This window comes from Bacillus sp. RK1064, assembly GCF_051488405.1.
Taxonomy (GTDB): domain Bacteria; phylum Bacillota; class Bacilli; order Bacillales; family Bacillaceae; genus Bacillus.
The window spans coordinates 32,966-53,915 of sequence record NZ_JBPSCZ010000002.1 but is presented as its reverse complement, the minus strand read 5'-3'; the positions used below and the strand labels follow the sequence as shown (position 1 = coordinate 53,915).

Genomic DNA, 20,950 nt, shown 5'->3' with positions numbered 1-20,950 from the left:
AGATATTAATGACAAAAGGGGGGTGCGTATAAACGCACCTCCCCATTTAATGAGTTCTTATATGGATGGTCTCTGAATCAACAATCAATACTTCTTCAACAATAAAGTTAATAATGGCTTTTTTATCTTCCAGATTCAAATTATCCGCATTGACTGAACTTAAATAATCAAGTGCCCTTTTCATAGCATTTTCTCCTGCTGCGGATCCTTCAGCTTCTTTAATCTCTTTTTCAATTGTATCATGTTGGATCATCAGGTGATTTTGTTTCCTCTGGAGCTCAACAATCTGTGTTTTCACTTCTTCAATATCCAAGTCGTCTTCTTCACTAAGACTAATTAAAGTGATTAAACGCTGACGGCCTTTTTTCGCCTTCTCAATTTCTTTTTGAATCAACTCAAGCTCATCTGCTTTATGAGTGGCTTTTTCCTCTTCTTTATAGACTCTATACTTCTCTGGATTGGTGATGAATTTATAGATCTCATCCCATACGATTCTGTTCAGTTTATTTTCTGACATAGATTTCCCGCAACCTCTATTTTTGGCTCCTGCATAATTCTTCCTACATTCATACACATAGAAGTCATTCCCATGTGATTTTTTCTTTTTACCAGTCATCGTATTTCCACAGTTTCCGCAGCGCACTAGACCAGAAAGTAAATATTGATGAGCGCCGTATTGCAATTGCTTCCTTCTACTGTTACCAAGTAGCTCTTGAGCATATTCCCATTGTTCGTCAGAAACAACCGAAGGAATTTCAGTAACATAGCGTTCCTCTTCAGGCCTCACTTTCATTATTGCGGGACCACCAGCCTGCTTTGATACATAACTGCCTTCTGTATCATACTTATATTGCTCATACTTCCCTTTATAAGATGGATTCATAAGGATCTGCCGCACTACTTGTCTATGCCAGACTTTTGCTCCTCTTTTCGTTGGGATGCCTAGTTTTGTTAAATGCAAGGCAATTCCATTTACTCGGTTGAAGAAGTGACTTGAATGATCCGTAAACAAATCAAAAATCATTCTCACAACTTTTGCTTCTTCTTCTATTATCTCAAGCATTCTTTCTTTATTCATTCTGTATCCTAATAAACCAGGCTCCTTAATTATTACCCCTTTTTTAATTTTTTGAAGTCTACCTGTAGAAGTTCTCTCTTTAATTTTGGCCTTTTCAAATTCAGAAATGGCTCCTCTCATTGAAAAGAACAGCTGCCCTTCAGGTGAATCTGCATAATCCCCATTTACGAAGGTTAAGACTATCCCTTTTTTTCGTAATTCATCATCTATAATTAATTGATTCATTAGCTTCCGCGACAAACGATCAGGATCATAACAAATCAATTCAGTAATTAATCCTTTGCGTGCATCCTCTCTCAGACGGTTTAAAGCTGGCCTTACTAATAATTCACCTGAGAAGCCTTCATCTGCATATTTCAGGACATTTGTGGTCCCTGCTTTCTTCACACACGCTTCAATCTGGCTGTCTATGCTCGACCCTTTTATCGCTTGCTCCTCGGTCGATACCCTCACGTAAATTGCTTTCACAATTAATCTCCTTCCTCCACCACTTAATCAAATAGTGATAACAATCATTAATACGTGCGTCAACATTCTGTCCCTCAATGATTTTGACTTTCATCTTAAATCACCTCATGACAGGTTATGCCGACATGGATTGTCCCTATTTCATAAAGAATTACCAGTAGATATAAAAAAGACCTGACTGAATGTCAGCCAGGTTCATGAAAGGGGTCAATCTTATTCTTATTATAACGAAAACAAAACAGCTAATCAAACATTTGTTCTCATCGAAAACTCAGCCCCTCTGTGTTTAAAGATTCTTTATGGCTGCCGATAAATATAAGGATATTTATAAAGGGGGATTTTACATATGGAAGATATAAAGATATTCCTTCCAATATTAGGTGTTTTACTTGGGTTTTTACTAGCCTGGTTCAAAGAAGCAGTACAAAATAAAGCAAAAATTAAAATAGGAGTTAGCCAGCCTAATTTGCATGTATACTTCAAACTAGACAAGTGGGGGAAAGAACAATGTGAGAACCGCTCATATGCAGATCATATCGAAACGACTATTTCTATAAATGTTTTCAATATAGGGAAAGCACCTACAGCTATCCAGTCTGTATTTATTTTCAACGAATCTGATCACTTTAGTCATTTTGATATAACTAAAATAAATATTAATGGAGTAACCGCAGAACATAGTGCGTTTGATTTATTCGCAGGATCTATTGTTCCTTTAAAATTAACACTTTTGATAACAAGAGATTCGAATAGTGAGTTTCTTTTTAATAATGATGTTAAGTACTTTAATCCTTTTAATGGAAAGAGAGGAGTTAAATTCGGAGTAAGCTTAATTGATATTTACGGAAAAGAGCACAGAGAATATTTCTATGTTGATTATATTACACCCTTCCTGGATAACAAAGAAGAAGAAATTAAAGAGTTGCTTTAAAGAGCACTCTTTAATTTAATTGATCCGCTCTTTGTTCACTTTTTCTTCTTTAGCAATCCCCAATAATTTTTCTAGAAAGGACACCTTAAGATCGTTCTATTAAGATAGAATTTCTGTTTCAATCGCAATATTTTCTCCTAGATTCACTAACAGTGGGTCATCATTCTTTTCTAAAAATTTAGCTATTTGATGCAGAATCTCACTAATTTTTTCGTTGATCGGCATATTTTGATTTAATAAGAAAATGCAGAGAATCGTATCACCTACTTGATAAAGCGTATCTTCATCTTTTGTTTTTTCAATGTGATATTGCATCTTTTTAAAAAACCATTCAATTTCGTTCAAATCAACCATCGGGTAATATTGAATTTTATAAAGATTCTCTTCATCAAGGACGTCCAATTCAAATATGGCTTCAAGTTCTTCTTTACTTAAATGAACTTCAGAAAGTTCATATTCACCTTCTGCTACTTCCTCATCAATAGTGTACTCAGCTGTATAAAGCCCCTCAATGAATTCATCAAAGGAATCTGCTAATTTAAAGTCTTCTTCCATCTCAACATCAAAATAATGAATTGCAGGATTCTCTTTCGTTTTTCGATAATCCATAGCTACCCAAGTATGGCCATCCCCGTTAATCAAAACAAGCCCTTCTGGCAGCTCCCACTCTTTTATCAAATAGGCACTATCCATAATCCCTTCATCTTCAGCAATTCCCAGCAGGTGATTAAATTGAATGTGATCCTCAGCCCATGAATTAGAGTGAGTCGTTGGAAAAGCATTATGAACTGTATAACCACCATTCTGTTCTAATATGAGCTTTTTATATGTATCTGGCAAAGTGACACCAAGTGTCTTTTCTGCCTTAGATATTACTGCTTCGCTGATCTTTTTTAACGTATAGTAACCTTCATCGTCTATTTCCCAAAAAGATTTCAAAGTTTATTTCCTCCTAGTGTCATTTAACAAACCTTCAATGAGAACATATATTCTGATAAACTATTTTTGGTGGTGATTGTATGTCTGATCTCGAGAGAAAGATTTATCGAATTATTTATAATATGAGTCGCTTCCGTAAGAATCCAACAATTGATGATCTGAAAAGAAAAACCGGTAAAGACGAAAGGGCTGTAAGACAAGCAGTACAAAACCTTCTGTCAAAAGAAGAATTGATATGGGATAAAAAGAAAAGAGAATGGCGGTTTTAAATATTAACTATATTTTCTTTATCCGAGTGCCTGAATACAAAACTAACAAGAGCAACTTCTGTATAGAAGTTGCTCTTGTTCTAATCTTCATCCTCAGGATCTTCGTCTACACCCAATATCAAATTCTGATCAGTAAAATACATCTCATAAAGTGTACTCTCTGTTACTTCTCCATTTAATATTCTTTGGTTAAGTATAAACATTAAATCTATAGGTTCACGATCATAATAAATGTAATCTCCTTCTTCGAAATGAAGAATAGGCTTATTTAAATAGGCATAAGATTTTGGCTTTGTAAAGTACGTCCATTGCACTTGAGGATGGTATCTTCTAATGACTTCTGCATAATAAATCCCTATATCCATTGCTATTGCATAGTCCACTTTCGCTAATTCAACTGGATTAGCCAATAAACTCTCTTTTTCATCTTCATAAATATAATCAGGATATTGACTCAATCGTTCTAATTCTCTACCAATCTCTTCTTCTGATAGTTCATAAATCTCCACTTGAGATAAAAACCAACTATAGATATCTATAAGTGATTCGGGAGTGAAATTAAAATCCACTTCTCCATTAGTAACTTTTTTCAAAACTTCAATCCGGTCTGGAATCTGATTAATAAACCACTCGAAGTGAATTTTAGCTTCTTTTTTCGATAAATTCTCAAAGGATTCCACTGTAACCGGTGGTTCCATTAAAGTGTATTCCATGAACTAACCTCCGCTTAAATAGTTACTTATGAATTTGATAAGGAATTTTCTTTTTCTTTAAGTATTCCTTCAAGTTCTTAGTGATACCTATCTTACCAGTTTTGGCACTTTTAAAAAAGTGCCACTTTACGCCTTTAACTCTGCCTTCACTTCTTAACCTGGCATCTTTATCAATTTGTTTTCTCACAAAGTTTGATAAACTTGTATAGCCAACTTTAGATTCGTGTGCAACACCTTTTTTTGAAACATAAGCATCAATTATTCTTTTTTCAAACACATATTTTTTCTTTTTCCTATCGTAAACTTTTACATTTTTAAAAGTTTTATGGCCATTTCCATTAACATGAGCATTTAGATATTTTTCACCTTCTGCACCGGTTTTGAATCCTTTTGCTGGAAGTGTTGGTTTTGGTGTAGATTTTGGTGTTGGTTTTGGCTTTGGTACAATGGAACCACCTCCACCACCGCCTCCAATACGGCCTCCATTAAAACCACCTCTATCCCAAGATTGAGTAGTTATTTTAATATTTTGTAGTTCTTCTTCGCTTAGAGTACCTTCGTATGAACTTTCTTCGACTCCTTGAATTTCTTCAAGTTCTTCCTCAGCATCAGTATCATTATCTTCCTCAATAATCATGCTACTATCTTCTAAATAAGCCTCATCTTCGTCTTGACTGACAGCTTTCACTTGTGGAATAAAACCTGTAACACCTACAAACAATGAAAAAATTAATAGTAAACTTAAAACCTTGTTAGTGATTTTCACCTAATAATCCTCCTATTTATGTAATTTGAAGAAACTTTAGTATAGTGTCTCTTCAAATTTAAATAAATACTTTATAGGATATTTAAGGTAAATTTAAGATTTTATTGTAATATAATAGAATTATTTGGATTCAGAACTTTTTAATAGCAGTATTTAATTCATTGAGGAGACATCATGAAGTAACAACTGAGGGGATACTAATACTAAACGTAAAAAAAGCCCCATCCGGTTAGGGGTGGAGCTATTCATTCAAAAAGTTATCGTTCTATTAAAACGGACTAAGGATCTGTTAGAGGGATCTGTACCTTTACTTAGGTGCACTTGTAATTCGATATCTTTTATCTTATCGTAGTCAACGTCACCTAAAGACCAATAGGAGACGGATTTAAAAGTAGAGTCCTTAGTGTCCATAGTTATATCTTCGGAGTTATAATCGACAAAAACCAGCTCAGACGATCCGAGAGTTTTTGCTGAGTTTACACGTAGTATAAACGTAGCAGGAGAAACTAAATAAGTCTCGTCTTCTGAGGTATTTTTAAAAGATATGCTCAATCCGACCTCACCATCTGAGAAATGTATTTTTTCAATGTTCACATTTATATCTTCTATATTACTTTTATAATCGACGTCCACAGTTTTCAAATCTTTGGGTTTGTCTAAACTTAGAGTCGGAGCCTCATTATCCTCGTAATTGTACTCAATCTCTTCCTTAGATTCACTTACTTTTACGCCTCCGCATCCGGAAAGTGTCGTCAGAATCACAACTAACATCAAAAACCCCACGGAAATTCTATGTATTTTTATATCTTCCGCCTCCCCTCCGCTTCATTATACGTTATTGTTATATAAGATGGATACCTACGTTTACATAAGCAACTGCCAAAGTTTCGCTGAATTTTCCCCGATCTCTTCTAACACTTTTCTTTCAAGGATCATGTGGCGGATCCGTAATTCTATCAATGCTAAGTCCTGTCATGAGCTAAAAAAATGCCCTAGCTTATATTTAACTAGGGCGTTTTTTGCTCTTTTAATTTTTTAAAAATCACAAATTGATATACTCCAAATAGTATGGTTAGGATGATGATTGCAGTAAATATTTGATCGACTGGAAGCAAGAAATATACGACAATAAAAGATAAAAGCAAAACAAAATAACCTATATTGAACGCTTTTTTAAATGTCATCATATTACCTCCTTTTTACAATCATATCACGTTTTACTTAACCTTATAACCAAATTTCCCCTAATTAAAACACAAAAAATGCCCATCCAACAAAGGACAGGGGATTTGCTTATTTCAATGCTTTTTGAAGAGCTGCTTTTGTTTTTGGACCATAGATGCCATCGGCAGCAAGCCCATGCATCGACTGGAATCGCTTGACCGCATTTGCTGTTTTTGGTCCATAATAGCCATCAATCCCGTTGTTTTTTGCGCCTTTGTCGGGGTAGTAATATACAGCAGCTAGAGCTTCTTGCAATGCTTTTACACCCGCGCCCTTTGTCAAAGGTTTTGTTACTTTGATAATGCCAGATGGTAAGTTAAACGACTTTTTAGACGTGCTTTTCTTTGGCTTGGATGACGTATTTTTGACAGGTGTCGCTTTCGTCGGCTTTGCTGTTGCCTTTTTACCTGTATGAGCGGTGGCAATACCTGCCTTGAAGCTGTCCCAGCGATTAAGCAGCTTTCGTGGACATTGTTTACCACTCCATCTTTTATGTGGCACAACGTTTGCCAATGGAATGCCTTGCTCTGTCATCAGCTGGCGAATCAACCACTGAGCATTTTCGACCGCCTTCTCAAAATTGCCGTCTGCATTTTCACAAATTTCAATGCCGATCGACTTCATGTTTCCGGTTCCTCTGCCATCTCCCGCATGCCACCCGTTTTCGTTTAGCGGCAAATGCTGATAGATGACACTATCATCCACAGTAAAATGCCAACTCACCGCTGTACTAGATCGTTTTACGAAAGCTGCGTGACTAGCTGCGTCTGCTCCTTTGGATGTATTTGCGGTGTTGTGGACAGTGATGTATAACGGCTTCATATAGTTGCCAGGGCGGTTCCCGTTGCTCTTTGAAATATAATCTTGAATGATCTTTACCACGTTCATCGTCTCCTTAAATTTTAATTTTGATAATAAAAAAAAGCCGCCTAATGGCAGCCGTTTATTTTGAAAGTCCTTTTTGTTTCAGAATTTCTTTCTGTTGTTTTCCTTTTTCGGTAACATAGTTATTTTTGAACCACGCTAAAAGGGTTGTTACGATTGTAAAGATCATTGAGAAAGCAAGATACAATGTTTCAGCTAATGATGTGATTTGATCTTCTTCAATCGGTAAAACTGGTTTACCGAAAATAATTAAAGTTTGGTTGATCAATGCCATAAAAAGAAGCACTGTGCGAATCACAGTACCTTTGTCGAATGTTTTCATAAATGATTCCTCCTATTTTAAATTCCGTTCAATTTTATCGAGCTTATCAATGACAACGTCGTACTTCTCACTAAACTTTGCTAACACATCATTTTGAGCCTCGATTTGTTCGTTTAGCTTGTTTTCTCGTTCCTTTGTTGTGTTTAATACGTAAAACAGCACCCAACAAAAAAGAACCGCAAAGGGTCCTTGTGTCATCAAATATTGAGCCAAATCCATTTCCACCATACTCACCTACTCCCTCACTTTGTCCACCCCCTTAAAGAAGGCAAAATAAAAAGCCCCTCTAGGCTTTGTACTGTTCTCCTGTTATTTCTTGATAATCCTCTTTGTTAATCCAACCGATTTCTACATAAAAGGCAATGTCTTCAGGACCGTAACACTTCCAATCCCAAAACTGCTTTATATCCGCAACTGTTGGATATATCATGATTTTTCACCACCCTTCAACTCCTGAATCTCAGTCATGAGTTGAGCCAATTGTTTCGCCATTTGTGCTTCACGCAGTTTGGCTGCAGCTGCTTCCTTTGAAAGCTGACTCAACTGTTTTGTTAAGACCGCATTTTGCTGTTTTAACAAATCTATATCATACAGGGGTTGCTCTATTTGTAAGCTATCAATGTATTCCTGGGTTGCCGACTCGCTCCATGTCTTGCTTTTAGGATTGTATTTTGCTTTATACAACCCTTCTTGCGGCTGCTGATCAGTAAAACCCTCTGGAATTTCAGCATCATCCGGTATTTCTGAATCTCCATCAGGTATATACTTAAAATTTTCATCATAGGCGTATATTGGCTTCATAAAATCACTCCTTTGCTTTAAACATGCAATTCACCACGATGAAGTCTTTATTACTCGTGGTATCTTGTATACAAAATCGGCCATCTGTTGCGATATACTGCCTACTAAACTGCGGCCCCTTAAAACCACCAGTGCTTGAAGCTATGCCGACATTATAGAGAGGAAAAGGCGGCTCACATCCTTCTGGCAACGTAAACGCAGGGACTTCTCCCAATGTGCCACCTGCGATGGCTCCTGTAACATGCACAATTCCTAAAGCATCTTTTGCTACTCGTACCCGATAATCATTATTGACCTCAGATTTATAAGTTTTCCACCCGTTCCTGATTGTGGGAAACTTCCAATTGAGTTTTGAGTCTCCACTGGTTGTGATCCTCTCCCACCCTTTGAAACCTTGAGCATGGAATGTTCCTATCCAGGTTATGTTATCAAACGAACGTGTCAAAATGATTCTTTTGTAATTTACACCATCTTGACTATATGCGGTTTCTAAAACCTCGACGTAATAAAAACTCCCATCATTTTGTACAGGAGTATTCAACAATTGCGCTCCCATGTATAACCCTGTCGATAATTTGAATATATCAGTACCATTTGGAACCCTTGCAACTCTTCCATCGTCTGGAGTGAGTTTATAAAGCTGTCCGTTGTTCCATTTAAGTCGTTCGGCAACTGTCGGCAGCTGCGTCCAAGTGATTGATATATGACTAGAATTATAGTAGAAGTAATATGCATTACCTGATGTATCTACCGCAAATCCGGTTCCGATGTTGTTTTGTCCCACAGTTTGAATTCCTCTTAAATAGGCGTTGCTAGGTGCAGGGGAATCCTCTACACCTGGGGATGCAATGAAAGTACAGGTTCCCTTGTCTTTGATCGCATCATAAATATTTTTGTCAGCTGGGACAGAAATCAAGTATTTTCCGTCATCAGCTGTGATTTTATATAGCTGCGATTCATTCCATTTCTTCTTCTCTTCTTCAGATGCATGAGGCTTGGTGTCATCAATATGGCCAATGATCTGATCTAACAGTCCATTGTCGTTTTCAAGCAAGGTTTGGACCATTTCATTGAACAGATCCGCATGAGCCTTGTCACTTGTTTCAAACACTTTAGGAGATTTAATATCCATCGATGAGTACTCCTTTCCTAGTAAATATCATCAATCTCAAAGATGAATTCAATGTCACCATCTTTTTGCTTGTCTGTCATGGTGCGGATGGCCGTAAACTTTCCATCTTCATCAACAAGAGCCAATTCGTTGATGACTTCTCCAGCAAGCTCCCCTTCAGCGATCGTGCAGGTGTAGCGGATTTTTGCTGGTTCCATGAATTCATATGAATCAATTTCTTTTTGAACAAGCTCACTCTTCAATGCTTGCTCAGTTCCATCCAGGGAAATTGGTTTCCCATCCTTGGTCCCACCATTCCCAAAAGCCATCTTAACCACTTTTGTGAGCTTCGTTCCTTCTGCTCTAGCCTTCGCCATTTGTTGGCGAGCATAAAGCGTTGTAACGGTTAATTGATCAGCCATTATGATCCTCCTTTATAAATCTATTTGCTTGGACGTGGCAGCTAGATATTTTGAACCGTCTAGCGGTACCGATCCATCAAGCGTCCAATATTTCTGTTTGATAATGACACTTCCACTCTGGTTATTTGATACATGAGCAGCCATCCGGAATGTCATTTTCTTTTTTTCTTTCCTAACATGATTGAAGCGAGATCGAAGCGTAAGAGCAGCTTGTTGATCCGTTTTATGACGAGCTCCAACCATGACATATCTTGTACGTCCAAGAACTCTCTTTTCTTTTTTGAGCTTCATGGCCATCTTTAGAGATTGTCTGAAGCGTATTGGAATATCTGTTGAGTTACGCGATCCACTCAAATAAAAAGTGCCATTAAGTAAAAACTCTCCATTAAGCAGGATCGGGATGTGATCAAAAAAGCCCACTCTGCTGCGCAGTGTGAGCCTGTTATGATAGTCTTTAATTTCCTTTACATCTGTATGATGTATGCTTGTAAATTTGTAAGCCAAGTGAGCCGGTTTGAGGTTTTCCAGAGTTTCAACGATGTATCTTGTGTTTTGCAGATCATCCAGGTTCACCCGTAAAGAGAAATGATAGCGGCCAGTTGTAAGACGAACCACCGCACTAGGATTCTTCAAGAACCGGTTCACCGCTCTTTCTAGTGATGCATACGTGATCGGTGGGATGTTTGACATGAGATTCAATATACGTGCCCTTCGCAATTCAATCGAGTCACCTGACTCACGCTGCACCTTCAACATTCTTTCCCATCGATTCAGCCCCCACGTGGCAGTGAGCGGAAACAGTTGATCAGTTATATCAAAAATAGAATCATCTAGCCTTTCCATCTCTGGAGCCTCTGATTTCATTAATTCATCAAATTCAGTGATCTCCGTTAGATAGGCAGGGAGATAAGACTTCATTTCATCAAGCTTGCTCAATGACGTTCACCTGCCCTAGACGCGGGATTTCAATGTCTTGGAGGGGCAAGTTTTTGGCTTCGCCGTTTATCAAGACATCCGCATAATCAGAGACACTATCCGCATGATATAAAATGTCATTGATTGCTGACATTCTAATCACATTTTCTTCAAAGGCAAGTGATTTTAGAAGCGCTTTGACCTTCTCTTCAATTTCCTCTTGTGCATCCTCAATGGAGTAATCCATTTTAAGCTCCACAGAGACGGACACCTCAACATCTTTCCACTTGGCGCTTTCAACGGTGGCAGTAGCCCCGATTGGTGCTTGGCCTTCCCCTTCCCCTCGAACCGGATCAATGTATTCTTGAACCTTATTGACGAGCAGATCCGTCGCAACATCAAAATTACCATCTGTGATGACCACTTTCACTGTACCTTCACCATTCCAAAGCGGAAACACCTTCGCCCTGCCAACTCCTTCTACTTCTTCAGCCCACTTTTTATAGTGTGCTTTATTGGCACTGACAGCCTCCCGCCTTGCCCTCATCAAGTACCGCTCATACAGCGCTTCATCGTCTTCTTCCTCTTGACCTGGTATCTTCAATTCCTCGAAAATGACTGATTCTAAACCTGGTATGTTATCAAGCGATAGAAGCGGCAGTTCTGCAAAATTCCCGTTTCCTATAGAACCTGATGTTTCACATTTCAGCGTGCTATCAGATTGATATTGAAAGTACAGATTGTCGATATAGAACCTTGACCCCGTTGGTATTCTAATACCTTCTGGCGAGACTTCAACGGACCATACAGCACTTGTGGCTGCTTTACGTGTGATCCCCACTTCAGCAGCTCGTCTATCTAAGAATTCTCCCTGTGCTGTATCCGCAAAGACAAGATCGAATACCTGATCTAGCCATATATAAGATTGAGCAAGTTCCGCAGCTGCAGGAGCCAATGCGTTCCATATGACGCTGTTTTCTCTTTTATCTATGTCATCAGGTATTCTTTCCAGCATTCTTTCCATTAAGGCTTCATAAGACTGTTCCTCAAACATCTTCGCCAATCACCTCCTCGATCTCCAAGGTTCCTTCATCTGTCACCACGTCAAATATCACCTTAAAGGCTGCACCCTCTTTAGTGATCTCAAAATCTTGCACACTTTCAATTCTCTCATCAACAAGAAGTGCTTCTTCAATTAGACGCGGAATCTCCATCTCCTTGTATTCGTCCGTTGATTCTTCATCAGACACAGCTTCTTGAACTTCACATCCTACGTCATGGCTATAAACAGCATGCGAATATCGTTCAGTTCTTAGAGCCATATAGACAAATTGGCGAATGGCATCGAGACCATTAATCTTTTCATTGGTTAAACGGCCAGACTCAAAGTCGATTCGGTAGGTAGTCGAAGGTTCAACAATATCATCTTCATCTTCCTCAAAATCTTCAATTTCTTCTTCTGGAGAGAGTGCCATCATGAACCACCTCCTACTACTTTATCTAAGATGTAAAACGTCTGTCCTCCTGTCATCGCAAGGACCATGACACTATCGCCTTCTTGTAGCTCATCATCTTCTCCCTCGTCTAAGCGGGCTGGCCAGATGAGAAGTTCTTCTGGAATGATGAGTTTGTCATTCTCATTGAGTCGAACACTAAGAGGGGAAACAGACACCACATCACCAAGTATCAAATCAGTTGGCGATTGTGCATCCACAGCATTGACGGCCAATCGTTTAATTGCCTCGCTTAGTTTCATGACTGGTTCCCCGTTGGGATTGTATTCTTTTCAACAACATCAATCGTCATGGTGTGTTTTGTTCCTTTGAATTCATGGCTATCCTGGTCGATCCAGTACGTTTTTTTGATGCCAATATCCGGAATGATGATCCGGACAGGCATGCCGCTTTGTAATCCAGAAATACCTAGAGCTTGGATGCTTTTCAGCTCTTTTTTCACGCCTTTCTTTTGAGCCAGTCGGACATCCGCTCTCTTTTGCAGCTGTGCTTTGTTGATCTCTCCTGACACTCTTTCAACGTGCTGAAGAATTCCATATTTGCTTCTGCCAGAACTATCATTCGCCACAGCCAACATTTCAATTTCTTTCTTTTGAGTGACAGTTTTCGGCTTCGTGGTAATAGTCGTCTTCTTATCTTTCTTTTTTTCCTTCTTAAGCACCTTAATTTTTTCTACTCGTGTGGCTCTCATCTTCACACGCGTGGCCGTTTCCTCAATCGAGGTGCTGTACTGATAATCAATGAGATTCACACCTGATTCAATGACCCACACGTCCTCTGGATCGGGCCAAGCTCTCAGCCCCATCTTGCCTTTAGCAGAATAGATTTGATAGTTACGCCCTGTTTGCTTCTTTGTTTCTCTGAGAGCCTGCAAGATGATGTCATACAGGCTTGTATCGTTTTTGAATACAAGTGATTTAATGACATGGCCAGTGTTAGCGATCGACGTCATAGGGATCTGAAAATCTTGACCAAGCCGCTTCATTATTTGATCAGCCCGCTTGTTTGCAAATACATACACATCCTGGTTCTTCACCAAATACTGAAGCATGTCATAAGCAGTAAAAGTGAGCTTTTCATCTTTGGGCGTTCTTGCAAACACCGTTCCTCGAAAGAGTTCTTTTCCTTTCCATTTGAAAAGAACAGTGTCACCCTCTTTGATGCTGTAATACTTTTGACTTCCTTGTTTTGTAACGATCGTTGCTTGTATTGAGCGGGGGGCCTGATACCTTTGCCCCCGAAGTGTCACACTTTCTGTCACAAGCTCGTACATGGTGCCGCTTCTGATGGCAAAAAGCTCAATCAATGTCAGCCCCCCTATTGTGGTATTTTTAATTTTTGACCAGGGAAAATCCAATGCCCTGGTTGTCTGATATTGCGCCTACTCCGCTTGATCATCGCGGCTTTATTCGCATTCCAAATGCGGCGCCATTTTGTGCTATCACCATAGAAGCGACCAGAAATATCCCACAAGGTATCACCCTTTTTAACGGTGTACACTTTTGGTGCGCCTTTTGAGCTGCGTTTTTTGCTGATCTTTTTGGCTTTCCGTTTAATTTTTTTAGGTGATGCGGTTTTGTATTCTTTCAGCTGCAGCGTGAATTCACGATCGCCGACGTCATACGTACCTTCATTGTGATTGAAACTTTCTATGCTGCATTGCATATTTATTTTGGTCCCTGTGACAATAAAGCGTACAGGCTTTTTTGATTTCATGAACCTCTCTATTTTGGCGATCGCATTCTCAGGTGATGGAATGCTTTTATATTCAGCAATCGGTGTATACTTCTTGGGAAAAAAGGCTGTAAATGAAATTTGGCGAGCCCCTGGTACATCCAAGAATGTGAGCTCGCCAAATTTTGATACTTTGATAGATTCATTTTGTACGTTGTTGTTCAGTTCAAGTTTTTCAGGAAGAACAGGGAATCGCAGTTTGTCCTTCCCCTGCGAAATCCATAATTGATATTTTGATTTAGCCATCGATCACGACTCCCTTCGTTCCTGTGTTGATTTCATTTTCTAATTCATCAACCAACATCTGTTTGATCTTTTCAACAAGTGAATCTTCATCTTGTCCATTATGGAAGTGCTGATCACCATTAATATTAATTGTGATCGGTTTTGAACCACCCGAAGCAGACGGTCCATTCATTGTGCCAGTTGTTACTGTTTGCACCTGACCTTGTGAAAGCTCAGATGATGCAGCGGTGGTCGGATCATAAACATCCATTCCAAGTGCCTGTGCAGCTTGCGCCAACAAGTAACGGCCACGAATACCACGCTCTTCAGGAATAATCCATTCACGCTTGTTTCCCTCACCTACTCTGGCGATTTGCTCTTGCGTGATTAGACCACCGTTTGCATAACCCTTATATGGTCCACCGTTGCTGATACTTCTCAATCCAGGCGTATTGTACACATTCCCATATCTGCCTTTGATGTAGTTGATAGCAGCTGCAGCATTATGGATTGGGTTCCAGATGTCGTTCATGCCGCTTGCCTTATTAGAATTAAAGGTCGGATCAATGGTCTGCATCAATCCTTTAGACGGCGTTCCTCTCTTGGCGTTTGAATCCCATAGGTTGATCGCTTTCGGGTTTCCACGTGACTCATTCTGCGCGATCGTCATCAAACCAGGTAGCCAGCTCATCGATGTGCCTGTTGCCATTAAAGCAGCCATGAGCCATTGTTGAACACTTAGGTTAGATGCACCCATGCCGCTAAATGCAGCGATTAAAGAACCGGCTTGATTCTCTGCGAATTTCTTCACATCAACTGAATCAAGACCTTTGACGACACCGATCGATGCAAATTTCCCAAGACTCATCATGACACGTGAAGGAGAATGAATGTCTAGTTCTTCTCTAAATGCCTGCTCTACTTTCTTCGCCATGTCCTTGGCTGCTTGTGTCACTTCGCTTCCTTTGGAACGCATGCCGCTGTTAAATGCGTCAATTAGTCCAGCTCCCCAGGTAGGTGACTCTTGTCGAGCATTCAAGAAAGGCTGCCTAACATTTTGATCTAAGAATTGACCTGTGCCAGTTGGTGTCATGTTTTGACCTGCAGCAAAGCCAGTGACAGTTTGCACACCATAAAGCGGTGTTGATGCTTGAATTTGAGTAAATGGTTGCTTGATATTGGCTTGCTTCCACTGTTCAAGTGAAACAACTTTGCTGTTTAACCCTTTTTCAAAGTCAGTGCTAAACTGTTCCCCGTATTTTGATGCGTTGCCTGCGTCCCCAATTGATACCGATCCACTTGCAGAAGCGGGAACTGCTGAAGCTGCTGCCGGTCTCATTGGAGACGTTGAGCTTGCTGGAGAAGTTGGTGATGCACCGTTTGGCATAACAGACATTCCAAGGTGAGAAGCAGCCTGAGCAAGTAACATTTTCCCTCGCCCTTTGTTATTTTCAGTCGGAATAACAAACTCCTTTCCCGCTTCTCCTATCCACGAGAGTGTTGGCTTTGTGATATAACCACCGGTGGCGTTTCTTTCTTCTTTCTTCCCTTTAGGTTTCCAACCTGTCTTTTCTTCACCTTTACTTTCAAAGAATTTAAACGCCTTCCCACTAACTTCTTTAATTTTACCGACTACATTACCCACAACACCAAAGATGCCATCCCATGTCTCTTTTAAAGTTGCTGCAAAATTTTGCAACGGGGAAAACACATATTTTTCAAACCATCCACTTACCCCTTTCCATATTCCCTTGATCGTTTTCCATGCTTCATCAAATTTTGTTGACACGAATACAATCGCTGGCTCAGCATACTTTTTATATGGCTGCCATACATACTCATCAAACCAGCCAGCCAGCACCACCCATGATGTTTTAATCCAGTTCCAAGTGCTTTTAAACAGGTTCCAAATAAACATGATAGCTGGCAATCCAACATTGATGAAAGGCTGCCATACGAAGGTATCAAACCATACCGCAAATGTACCCCATACGAATTGAACCCAATTCCAGAACTCGGTTAGTTTATTCCACACCCCTACAATAGCTTCAATCGCCACTGATCCAAATGGTTCCCATACATAAGTCATGAACCATGCCGAGAAAACGGACCAGGTGATTTTTATCCATTCCCATAATTCGGTGATCTTGTTCCACACAAGAGTGATTGCCACAACCGCAATTTGTCCGTAAGGAGTCCATACGTTGTCCATGAACCATGTCGATGCAGCTCCCCATACGGTACTAATCACTTCCCACGCAACGACAAAAACACCAACTACAAAGTTGATGATTGGTACTGCAAAGTTATAAATAGGCAGCCACACGTTATTATTGAACCATGAAGAAAGCTGACTCCATTTCTCTGTGATCCAGTTCCATGTGTCATTGAAAAACGTTGTGATGGGTGTTAGCACATTATCATTGAACCAACCGGAAACGGTGGACCATGTGTCTTTAATCCACTGAACTGCATTCTCTGCACCTTTGACACGCTCATCCCATTTCTTCTTGATGGTACCGTCATCAAACATCTTACCGATCCAGTTACCGAGATCACCGCCAAAGATGCTGCCTAATACTCCCCCGATCGCTGTTCCGATTCCAGGGGCGATCAATGTACCTAGTGCAGCACCACCGATACCACCGCCTAGATTCCCAGCAAAACCACCGATCTTTTCACCTTTGTTGTCATTATTCATACCAATAAGTTCTGTGGCTGCAATCAGTGTACCGAGAATAGGGATACGTTTTCCGATGCTCTTTGCACCTTTCCCGATGCTACCTAAAAATCCACCGCCGCGCCCTTGGTTTGGCGTTGTTGGTCGTACTGGCTCCCCTCTATTGATCCAAGGCTGACGATATTCAGGAGTTCGTGGGTTCCTCGGCGGTCGCCCTGATCCTCCAGCTCCGCCGATTACACCACCGCTCGTTCCTGCTCCCATTCCTCCTCTTAAACCTTTGCCCCATTTGTAGGCAGCAAAAGCGCCAGAAAGAATGGATTTAAGCGGCTTTAATAAAGTGGCCACTTTTCCTAAGAACGCAAGCGCAAACGCATTGGCAATCAAAGCACCAGCAATTGATCCTTCTCCAGTTAGGGCATTCCAGTTGATCTCGCCAATCTTCTTGGCGATTCGAATACCCAATTGCACAGGATCAAGAGCTTCTAAAAAGGATTCAATGAATATCTTTCCTGCTTTGGCTCCTGCATCAGTGAAACTGTCCTCGGATGATTTGTCATCAATACCAAGTAGACCATTGATCACACCGTTTATGATGCCACCGTAAGTCTTACCGACATTTTCAGCCATCTTAAAAAGACCTGGTTTCCCAGTCTTTTCCCACCACGCTCCAAAAACGTCTTTTGTATTATCAAGGACAAGCTTCCACCGAGTTTCAAAGTCCATTTCCCTGTATTTTTCTAGCTGTTCAAAGTGCTTTTTTAATTTGGGATTATCCTTAAATTTCACTTTGAGTTCTTGTGTCTGCTTTTTGGTTAATTTCTCACCAGGAAACAGAATTTTAAATTGATCACCAATGAATCCGAAAACACTCTTTGTCGGATCAAGGAAGCTGTTAGCAAATTTCTTGCCCGCCTTTTCAGCTTTATTGGAAAGATCGGTCAGTACAAAGGAGTATTCCCCACGCCATGTTCTGAACGCTTCGAGAGCGGGTTGGAACGCAGCTGCAAGTCCTTTACCCCAAGGCATCAAAATAGAGTTGTTGATGAATGATTTGACACCTAAGAATAAGTTGGCTAGGTTGTCCGACATTTTGATCATCATGTCGTTGTATTTGCCAAACTCTTTTGTTACTTCCGGCCAAGTTTTATTTATGTCCTTGCCGCTCTTTGCAAGTTTTTCGAGCTTACCTCTGGCATCACCAGAGATCGCCCCCATTTCTTGCAGCGCTGCCGTTGCGTCACCGATAGGACGCCCCGATTTAATGCCGTCATATAAACGCCCCATCCATAGCGCAACTTCGGAAAACGGTCGTTGAACACCTGCAGCAACATCCCCGACTAGCTTCATGCCTTCGGTCGTAGAAAGGGCATTGCCCGTAAATACTTGGAGGACGCGAGATGACTCGAAAATCTCATCACGAGTAAATGGCGTTTGACCAGCAAAGGCTGTCAGCTCGTCCAATCGTGCATCTGCTTTCCCTCTGCTGCCTAAGAGAGTTTCAAACGCAGTGGTCATGTTCTGTCGATCCGCTACCATTTTGAGCGGCACGACAATACCGCCCGTTGCACCGGCTCCGACTCCAAGCAAACCAAGTGTACTGGTGACAGCAGACACGATCCCTCTCAATGGCTTTGTGATAAGATCAAGAACCTTGATTGTGGTTGTGTAAGTCCGTCCCAAATGGGTATTTGCAAATGAGACAGCTCCACGTACTGGAGCCGTAAAACGATCGATCGCATTGATTGCTACCCTGTATTCAGTACCGAGGGTATTCCGAGTATACGACGCTATACGGCTTACCGTGCGCCGGACCATATCAACGGCTCTAATTGTATAGCTGTAGCCTCGACCAAGTTGACGTGCTGCATAGGATGCAATACGTTTGATTCCCGCCGTTGCCCGATCATAGACCGTTATGGCAAACCGTTCTACTTTGCCAAAGTTACGGTTGATATAACGACGCAGCCTGACAAGCCCTGGTGTTGCCTGATCTTTAATGCGCATCAGCACACTATGAGTACGCGGCATCTTGCGTTGTAAGAAACCATTGAACTTTCGTAGTGCTTTTGTGGCCAGATCATTGACATCAAGAGTCAGCTGATAAGTTCGAGCAAGATCACGCAATACAAACCGCTGCACACGTCTTAATGCAATCGTGGCATTGTCCCTGATCCTTAAAGTGATTGGCCGCTCTGATCTGCGACGCAATCTATCAAGCCTCTCCATATCTCCTCTAATCAAACGCAATTTACGCGTGATCCGGTCTTGTAAATCAAACCGAGCTGTCAAATGAGCCATGTCTTATCCCCCTTTCTTTGATTCTTTTTCTAATACTTCGAGTTTGTGGGCTATCAACCCAAACAAAAAGGCCTTGAATGGCCTTGGCGCTTCATAGACCTCTATGAGTTCAGACGGGGAGTAATGAAGCTCATGCATGCAGTAATACAGATACACAGCCTCTTTGTTCCCGTCTTTTATTAGTTTTTTGCTTCAGTTTCAAGGTCCTCAATTTCATCTTCAAACCCATTGACCTCAATTGCTTTGTTTAACCAGTTCGCATATTCACCGCCGACAGACAGGACACGCTTTGCCACTTCGACTGGATCTTGTGTGCTGTATGCCTCACGCAATTCCTTTGATTTGAAATCAGGGTAAATGGTTGATTCAACCGCAATACGTGCATAGAAGCGTTGGGAATCCAAGTCTTTCACACGTCCGCGACCTTTGACATTCTTGTAAGTTGTGTTTTCTTTCTCCAGTTCATCAATACGTTCAGTTGTAATGGCTTTGAATACGAATGGAATCACTTCACCCTTTTTATCAACAAAGCGCTTTGAAATGATTGATTTGATTTCTTCTGTTTCAGCTGTTTGTCCTGGCATAAAGAATGAAAGATCATATACGTTATTTGTTTGTTTTTCACTCATGTTTAAAAACTCCCTTTGATTTGTTTTTTTGAATGCAAAAAAGCACATCCATTTTTTGAATGTGCTTTCCAATCTTTTCATGTATAATATAACTCGTACAATTGAATGGCTTTGCTCAAGGGTGTCTGGCTCATCCCCCATAGGAAGGGGGTGATGCCAATGTCAACATTTGAAGCGATTTCCCTAATGCTTTTATTCGGGATGTTTATCTTTACTTTGTTGACGTATATAGACAAAAAATAGACTCCCCTTGAGCTGTGGAAGGTTAAAGGGAAGTCTACCTAAAGAACCTATACGATAAGCCAGCCCCTTGAGGGCCTCATTGTACATTGCCGGGATGTTGTAGCATCCTGGCTTCTTTTTTGTGTGTTAGTGATACACTAACACACAACCTTTGTTTATAGTATATCAAGCTCTTTTAATTATAACAAATTTGTACAAAGAAATTTAAAACAGAATATCGTTCGATACTATTCTATACAGTGACATTCTAATTTATTCACAATAACCAGCTACTCAATTAAAGAGCAGCTAGTTACACTGTCTTAGGGGATCTTTCCTCACTATATGCCAATACCATTAAAAAGAATCCTTTAACTTCTCAGGAAGATCGAAGTCCTCAAACGTGAAAGGAACCTCTTCTTCCAGTGCTTCTGAATCCACATCAAGCCCCGCGATCTTTGCAGAATCAAAGTTCACATCAAACAATGTGACACGCTCTGTGCCGCGGCCGGATGATTTGTCATCCAGTACAGCTTGAATGGTGAAGTACGGATCTTGTCCCTTCTTCACGTAATTTAACATCAACTGAACAAAACGTGATGTGACTTTATAAAAAGTCGCTGTGCCAGTACCATTCGCACCGGTTGTCTTGTGACCGGTCATACGACGTCCCATGACATTGACCTCTGATTTATTTTTCTCCACGTTTGCTTCAAACGTTTTGATGAACGCCATTTCCTCACCATCGAGGAAAAGACGCCCTTCCTTACCTGAAATGGTATTCTGCGCTTTAAAAGCCAT

General features: G+C 40.5%; 26 protein-coding genes. 3 read left to right on the top strand and 23 right to left on the bottom strand.

What is annotated here, in order from left to right:
- Window positions 1-46: 46 nt before the first annotated feature.
- Window positions 47-1,546, bottom strand: a complete 1,500-nt coding sequence (locus tag ACSSTM_RS19035; protein WP_437404325.1) for a recombinase family protein — start codon at window positions 1,544-1,546, stop codon at window positions 47-49.
- Window positions 1,547-1,892: 346 nt separating this feature from the next.
- On the opposite strand from ACSSTM_RS19035, the gene ACSSTM_RS19030 reads away from it, so the two are divergent.
- Entirely contained in the window at window positions 1,893-2,477 is a 585-nt protein-coding gene (locus ACSSTM_RS19030) for a hypothetical protein (protein WP_106035370.1), read from the top strand.
- 99 nt (window positions 2,478-2,576) lie between these two features.
- Here the strand turns inward: ACSSTM_RS19030 and ACSSTM_RS19025 are convergent, their stop codons facing one another.
- The gene (locus tag ACSSTM_RS19025) at window positions 2,577-3,416 is read right to left on the bottom strand and encodes an SMI1/KNR4 family protein (RefSeq protein WP_437404324.1); all 840 of its coding nucleotides are present in this window, start codon (window positions 3,414-3,416) and stop codon (window positions 2,577-2,579) included.
- An 80-nt stretch (window positions 3,417-3,496) separates the two neighbouring features.
- On the opposite strand from ACSSTM_RS19025, the gene ACSSTM_RS19020 reads away from it, so the two are divergent.
- Complete coding sequence (locus ACSSTM_RS19020; protein ID WP_061419632.1) at window positions 3,497-3,685, top strand: hypothetical protein; 189 nt, start codon at window positions 3,497-3,499, stop codon at window positions 3,683-3,685.
- A gap of 80 nt (window positions 3,686-3,765) precedes the next feature.
- Here the strand turns inward: ACSSTM_RS19020 and ACSSTM_RS19015 are convergent, their stop codons facing one another.
- The 20 genes from ACSSTM_RS19015 to ACSSTM_RS18920 form a co-directional block, all read right to left on the bottom strand.
- Window positions 3,766-4,398 carry a hypothetical protein gene (locus ACSSTM_RS19015; RefSeq protein WP_437404323.1) on the bottom strand — a complete coding sequence of 211 codons (633 nt, stop codon included), beginning with the start codon at window positions 4,396-4,398 and terminating at the stop codon, window positions 3,766-3,768.
- A gap of 22 nt (window positions 4,399-4,420) precedes the next feature.
- On the bottom strand, window positions 4,421-5,164 hold the full coding sequence (locus ACSSTM_RS19010) for a hypothetical protein (protein WP_061419636.1): 744 nt from the start codon (window positions 5,162-5,164) through the stop codon (window positions 4,421-4,423).
- A 249-nt stretch (window positions 5,165-5,413) separates the two neighbouring features.
- Window positions 5,414-5,935: a hypothetical protein gene (locus ACSSTM_RS19005; protein WP_034282352.1), complete on the bottom strand. Its 522-nt coding sequence runs from the start codon at window positions 5,933-5,935 to the stop codon at window positions 5,414-5,416.
- A gap of 236 nt (window positions 5,936-6,171) precedes the next feature.
- A complete protein-coding gene (locus tag ACSSTM_RS19000; RefSeq protein ID WP_231101337.1) occupies window positions 6,172-6,348 on the bottom strand; it encodes a hypothetical protein in 177 nt (58 codons plus the stop codon).
- Window positions 6,349-6,457: 109 nt separating this feature from the next.
- Window positions 6,458-7,270 (bottom strand): peptidoglycan recognition protein family protein, encoded by an 813-nt coding sequence (locus ACSSTM_RS18995; protein WP_061419641.1) that lies wholly within the window; start codon window positions 7,268-7,270, stop codon window positions 6,458-6,460.
- A 61-nt stretch (window positions 7,271-7,331) separates the two neighbouring features.
- Entirely contained in the window at window positions 7,332-7,595 is a 264-nt protein-coding gene (locus ACSSTM_RS18990; RefSeq protein ID WP_061419642.1) for a phage holin, read from the bottom strand.
- 12 nt (window positions 7,596-7,607) lie between these two features.
- Entirely contained in the window at window positions 7,608-7,820 is a 213-nt protein-coding gene (locus ACSSTM_RS18985) for a BhlA/UviB family holin-like peptide (RefSeq protein WP_034620157.1), read from the bottom strand.
- A gap of 61 nt (window positions 7,821-7,881) precedes the next feature.
- Window positions 7,882-8,025, bottom strand: a complete 144-nt coding sequence (locus ACSSTM_RS18980; protein ID WP_061419644.1) for an XkdX family protein — start codon at window positions 8,023-8,025, stop codon at window positions 7,882-7,884.
- Window positions 8,022-8,396, bottom strand: coding sequence for a hypothetical protein (locus tag ACSSTM_RS18975; protein ID WP_061419647.1), 375 nt, complete (start codon window positions 8,394-8,396; stop codon window positions 8,022-8,024). The genes ACSSTM_RS18980 and ACSSTM_RS18975 overlap by 4 nt, the downstream gene beginning before the upstream one ends.
- Before the next feature lie 4 nt (window positions 8,397-8,400).
- Entirely contained in the window at window positions 8,401-9,528 is a 1,128-nt protein-coding gene (locus tag ACSSTM_RS18970) for a hypothetical protein (RefSeq protein ID WP_437404322.1), read from the bottom strand.
- A 17-nt stretch (window positions 9,529-9,545) separates the two neighbouring features.
- The gene (locus ACSSTM_RS18965; RefSeq protein ID WP_061419651.1) at window positions 9,546-9,929 is read right to left on the bottom strand and encodes a phage tail-collar fiber domain-containing protein; all 384 of its coding nucleotides are present in this window, start codon (window positions 9,927-9,929) and stop codon (window positions 9,546-9,548) included.
- A 12-nt stretch (window positions 9,930-9,941) separates the two neighbouring features.
- The gene (locus tag ACSSTM_RS18960) at window positions 9,942-10,865 is read right to left on the bottom strand and encodes a YmfQ family protein (protein ID WP_061419653.1); all 924 of its coding nucleotides are present in this window, start codon (window positions 10,863-10,865) and stop codon (window positions 9,942-9,944) included.
- Window positions 10,852-11,898: a baseplate J/gp47 family protein gene (locus tag ACSSTM_RS18955; protein WP_061419655.1), complete on the bottom strand. Its 1,047-nt coding sequence runs from the start codon at window positions 11,896-11,898 to the stop codon at window positions 10,852-10,854. The genes ACSSTM_RS18960 and ACSSTM_RS18955 overlap by 14 nt, the downstream gene beginning before the upstream one ends.
- Entirely contained in the window at window positions 11,891-12,319 is a 429-nt protein-coding gene (locus ACSSTM_RS18950; protein WP_061419657.1) for a DUF2634 domain-containing protein, read from the bottom strand. The genes ACSSTM_RS18955 and ACSSTM_RS18950 overlap by 8 nt, the downstream gene beginning before the upstream one ends.
- The gene (locus ACSSTM_RS18945) at window positions 12,319-12,600 is read right to left on the bottom strand and encodes a DUF2577 family protein (protein WP_061419659.1); all 282 of its coding nucleotides are present in this window, start codon (window positions 12,598-12,600) and stop codon (window positions 12,319-12,321) included. The genes ACSSTM_RS18950 and ACSSTM_RS18945 overlap by 1 nt, the downstream gene beginning before the upstream one ends.
- Entirely contained in the window at window positions 12,597-13,664 is a 1,068-nt protein-coding gene (locus tag ACSSTM_RS18940) for an XkdQ/YqbQ family protein (protein ID WP_061419662.1), read from the bottom strand. The genes ACSSTM_RS18945 and ACSSTM_RS18940 overlap by 4 nt, the downstream gene beginning before the upstream one ends.
- A gap of 11 nt (window positions 13,665-13,675) precedes the next feature.
- Window positions 13,676-14,338: a LysM peptidoglycan-binding domain-containing protein gene (locus ACSSTM_RS18935; protein WP_437404321.1), complete on the bottom strand. Its 663-nt coding sequence runs from the start codon at window positions 14,336-14,338 to the stop codon at window positions 13,676-13,678.
- Complete coding sequence (locus ACSSTM_RS18930; protein ID WP_437404320.1) at window positions 14,331-19,298, bottom strand: transglycosylase SLT domain-containing protein; 4,968 nt, start codon at window positions 19,296-19,298, stop codon at window positions 14,331-14,333. The genes ACSSTM_RS18935 and ACSSTM_RS18930 overlap by 8 nt, the downstream gene beginning before the upstream one ends.
- Before the next feature lie 3 nt (window positions 19,299-19,301).
- Entirely contained in the window at window positions 19,302-19,454 is a 153-nt protein-coding gene (locus tag ACSSTM_RS18925) for a hypothetical protein (protein ID WP_087977385.1), read from the bottom strand.
- A gap of 23 nt (window positions 19,455-19,477) precedes the next feature.
- Window positions 19,478-19,927 carry a phage tail assembly chaperone gene (locus ACSSTM_RS18920; RefSeq protein ID WP_095285430.1) on the bottom strand — a complete coding sequence of 150 codons (450 nt, stop codon included), beginning with the start codon at window positions 19,925-19,927 and terminating at the stop codon, window positions 19,478-19,480.
- 105 nt (window positions 19,928-20,032) lie between these two features.
- Here ACSSTM_RS18920 and ACSSTM_RS18915 point away from each other — a divergent pair, with 105 nt between their 5' ends.
- Entirely contained in the window at window positions 20,033-20,170 is a 138-nt protein-coding gene (locus tag ACSSTM_RS18915) for a putative holin-like toxin (protein WP_437404318.1), read from the top strand.
- A 336-nt stretch (window positions 20,171-20,506) separates the two neighbouring features.
- Here ACSSTM_RS18915 and ACSSTM_RS18910 read toward each other — a convergent pair whose 3' ends face one another.
- Window positions 20,507-20,950: a phage tail tube protein gene (locus ACSSTM_RS18910; protein WP_044139480.1), complete on the bottom strand. Its 444-nt coding sequence runs from the start codon at window positions 20,948-20,950 to the stop codon at window positions 20,507-20,509.

Coding starts and splice junctions, on each gene's coding strand:
- ACSSTM_RS19030 (WP_106035370.1), top strand. CDS start 1,893: ATGGAAGATATAAAGATATTCCTTCCAATATTAGGTGTTTTACTTGGG.
- ACSSTM_RS19020 (WP_061419632.1), top strand. CDS start 3,497: ATGTCTGATCTCGAGAGAAAGATTTATCGAATTATTTATAATATGAGT.
- ACSSTM_RS19015 (WP_437404323.1), bottom strand. CDS start 4,398: ATGGAATACACTTTAATGGAACCACCGGTTACAGTGGAATCCTTTGAG.
- ACSSTM_RS19005 (WP_034282352.1), bottom strand. CDS start 5,935: ATGTTAGTTGTGATTCTGACGACACTTTCCGGATGCGGAGGCGTAAAA.
- ACSSTM_RS19000 (WP_231101337.1), bottom strand. CDS start 6,348: ATGACATTTAAAAAAGCGTTCAATATAGGTTATTTTGTTTTGCTTTTA.
- ACSSTM_RS18990 (WP_061419642.1), bottom strand. CDS start 7,595: ATGAAAACATTCGACAAAGGTACTGTGATTCGCACAGTGCTTCTTTTT.
- ACSSTM_RS18980 (WP_061419644.1), bottom strand. CDS start 8,025: ATGATATATCCAACAGTTGCGGATATAAAGCAGTTTTGGGATTGGAAG.
- ACSSTM_RS18975 (WP_061419647.1), bottom strand. CDS start 8,396: ATGAAGCCAATATACGCCTATGATGAAAATTTTAAGTATATACCTGAT.
- ACSSTM_RS18970 (WP_437404322.1), bottom strand. CDS start 9,528: ATGGATATTAAATCTCCTAAAGTGTTTGAAACAAGTGACAAGGCTCAT.
- ACSSTM_RS18965 (WP_061419651.1), bottom strand. CDS start 9,929: ATGGCTGATCAATTAACCGTTACAACGCTTTATGCTCGCCAACAAATG.
- ACSSTM_RS18955 (WP_061419655.1), bottom strand. CDS start 11,898: ATGTTTGAGGAACAGTCTTATGAAGCCTTAATGGAAAGAATGCTGGAA.
- ACSSTM_RS18950 (WP_061419657.1), bottom strand. CDS start 12,319: ATGGCACTCTCTCCAGAAGAAGAAATTGAAGATTTTGAGGAAGATGAA.
- ACSSTM_RS18945 (WP_061419659.1), bottom strand. CDS start 12,600: ATGAAACTAAGCGAGGCAATTAAACGATTGGCCGTCAATGCTGTGGAT.
- ACSSTM_RS18935 (WP_437404321.1), bottom strand. CDS start 14,338: ATGGCTAAATCAAAATATCAATTATGGATTTCGCAGGGGAAGGACAAA.
- ACSSTM_RS18930 (WP_437404320.1), bottom strand. CDS start 19,298: ATGGCTCATTTGACAGCTCGGTTTGATTTACAAGACCGGATCACGCGT.
- ACSSTM_RS18920 (WP_095285430.1), bottom strand. CDS start 19,927: ATGAGTGAAAAACAAACAAATAACGTATATGATCTTTCATTCTTTATG.
- ACSSTM_RS18915 (WP_437404318.1), top strand. CDS start 20,033: ATGGCTTTGCTCAAGGGTGTCTGGCTCATCCCCCATAGGAAGGGGGTG.
- ACSSTM_RS18910 (WP_044139480.1), bottom strand. CDS start 20,950: ATGGCTTTTAAAGCGCAGAATACCATTTCAGGTAAGGAAGGGCGTCTT.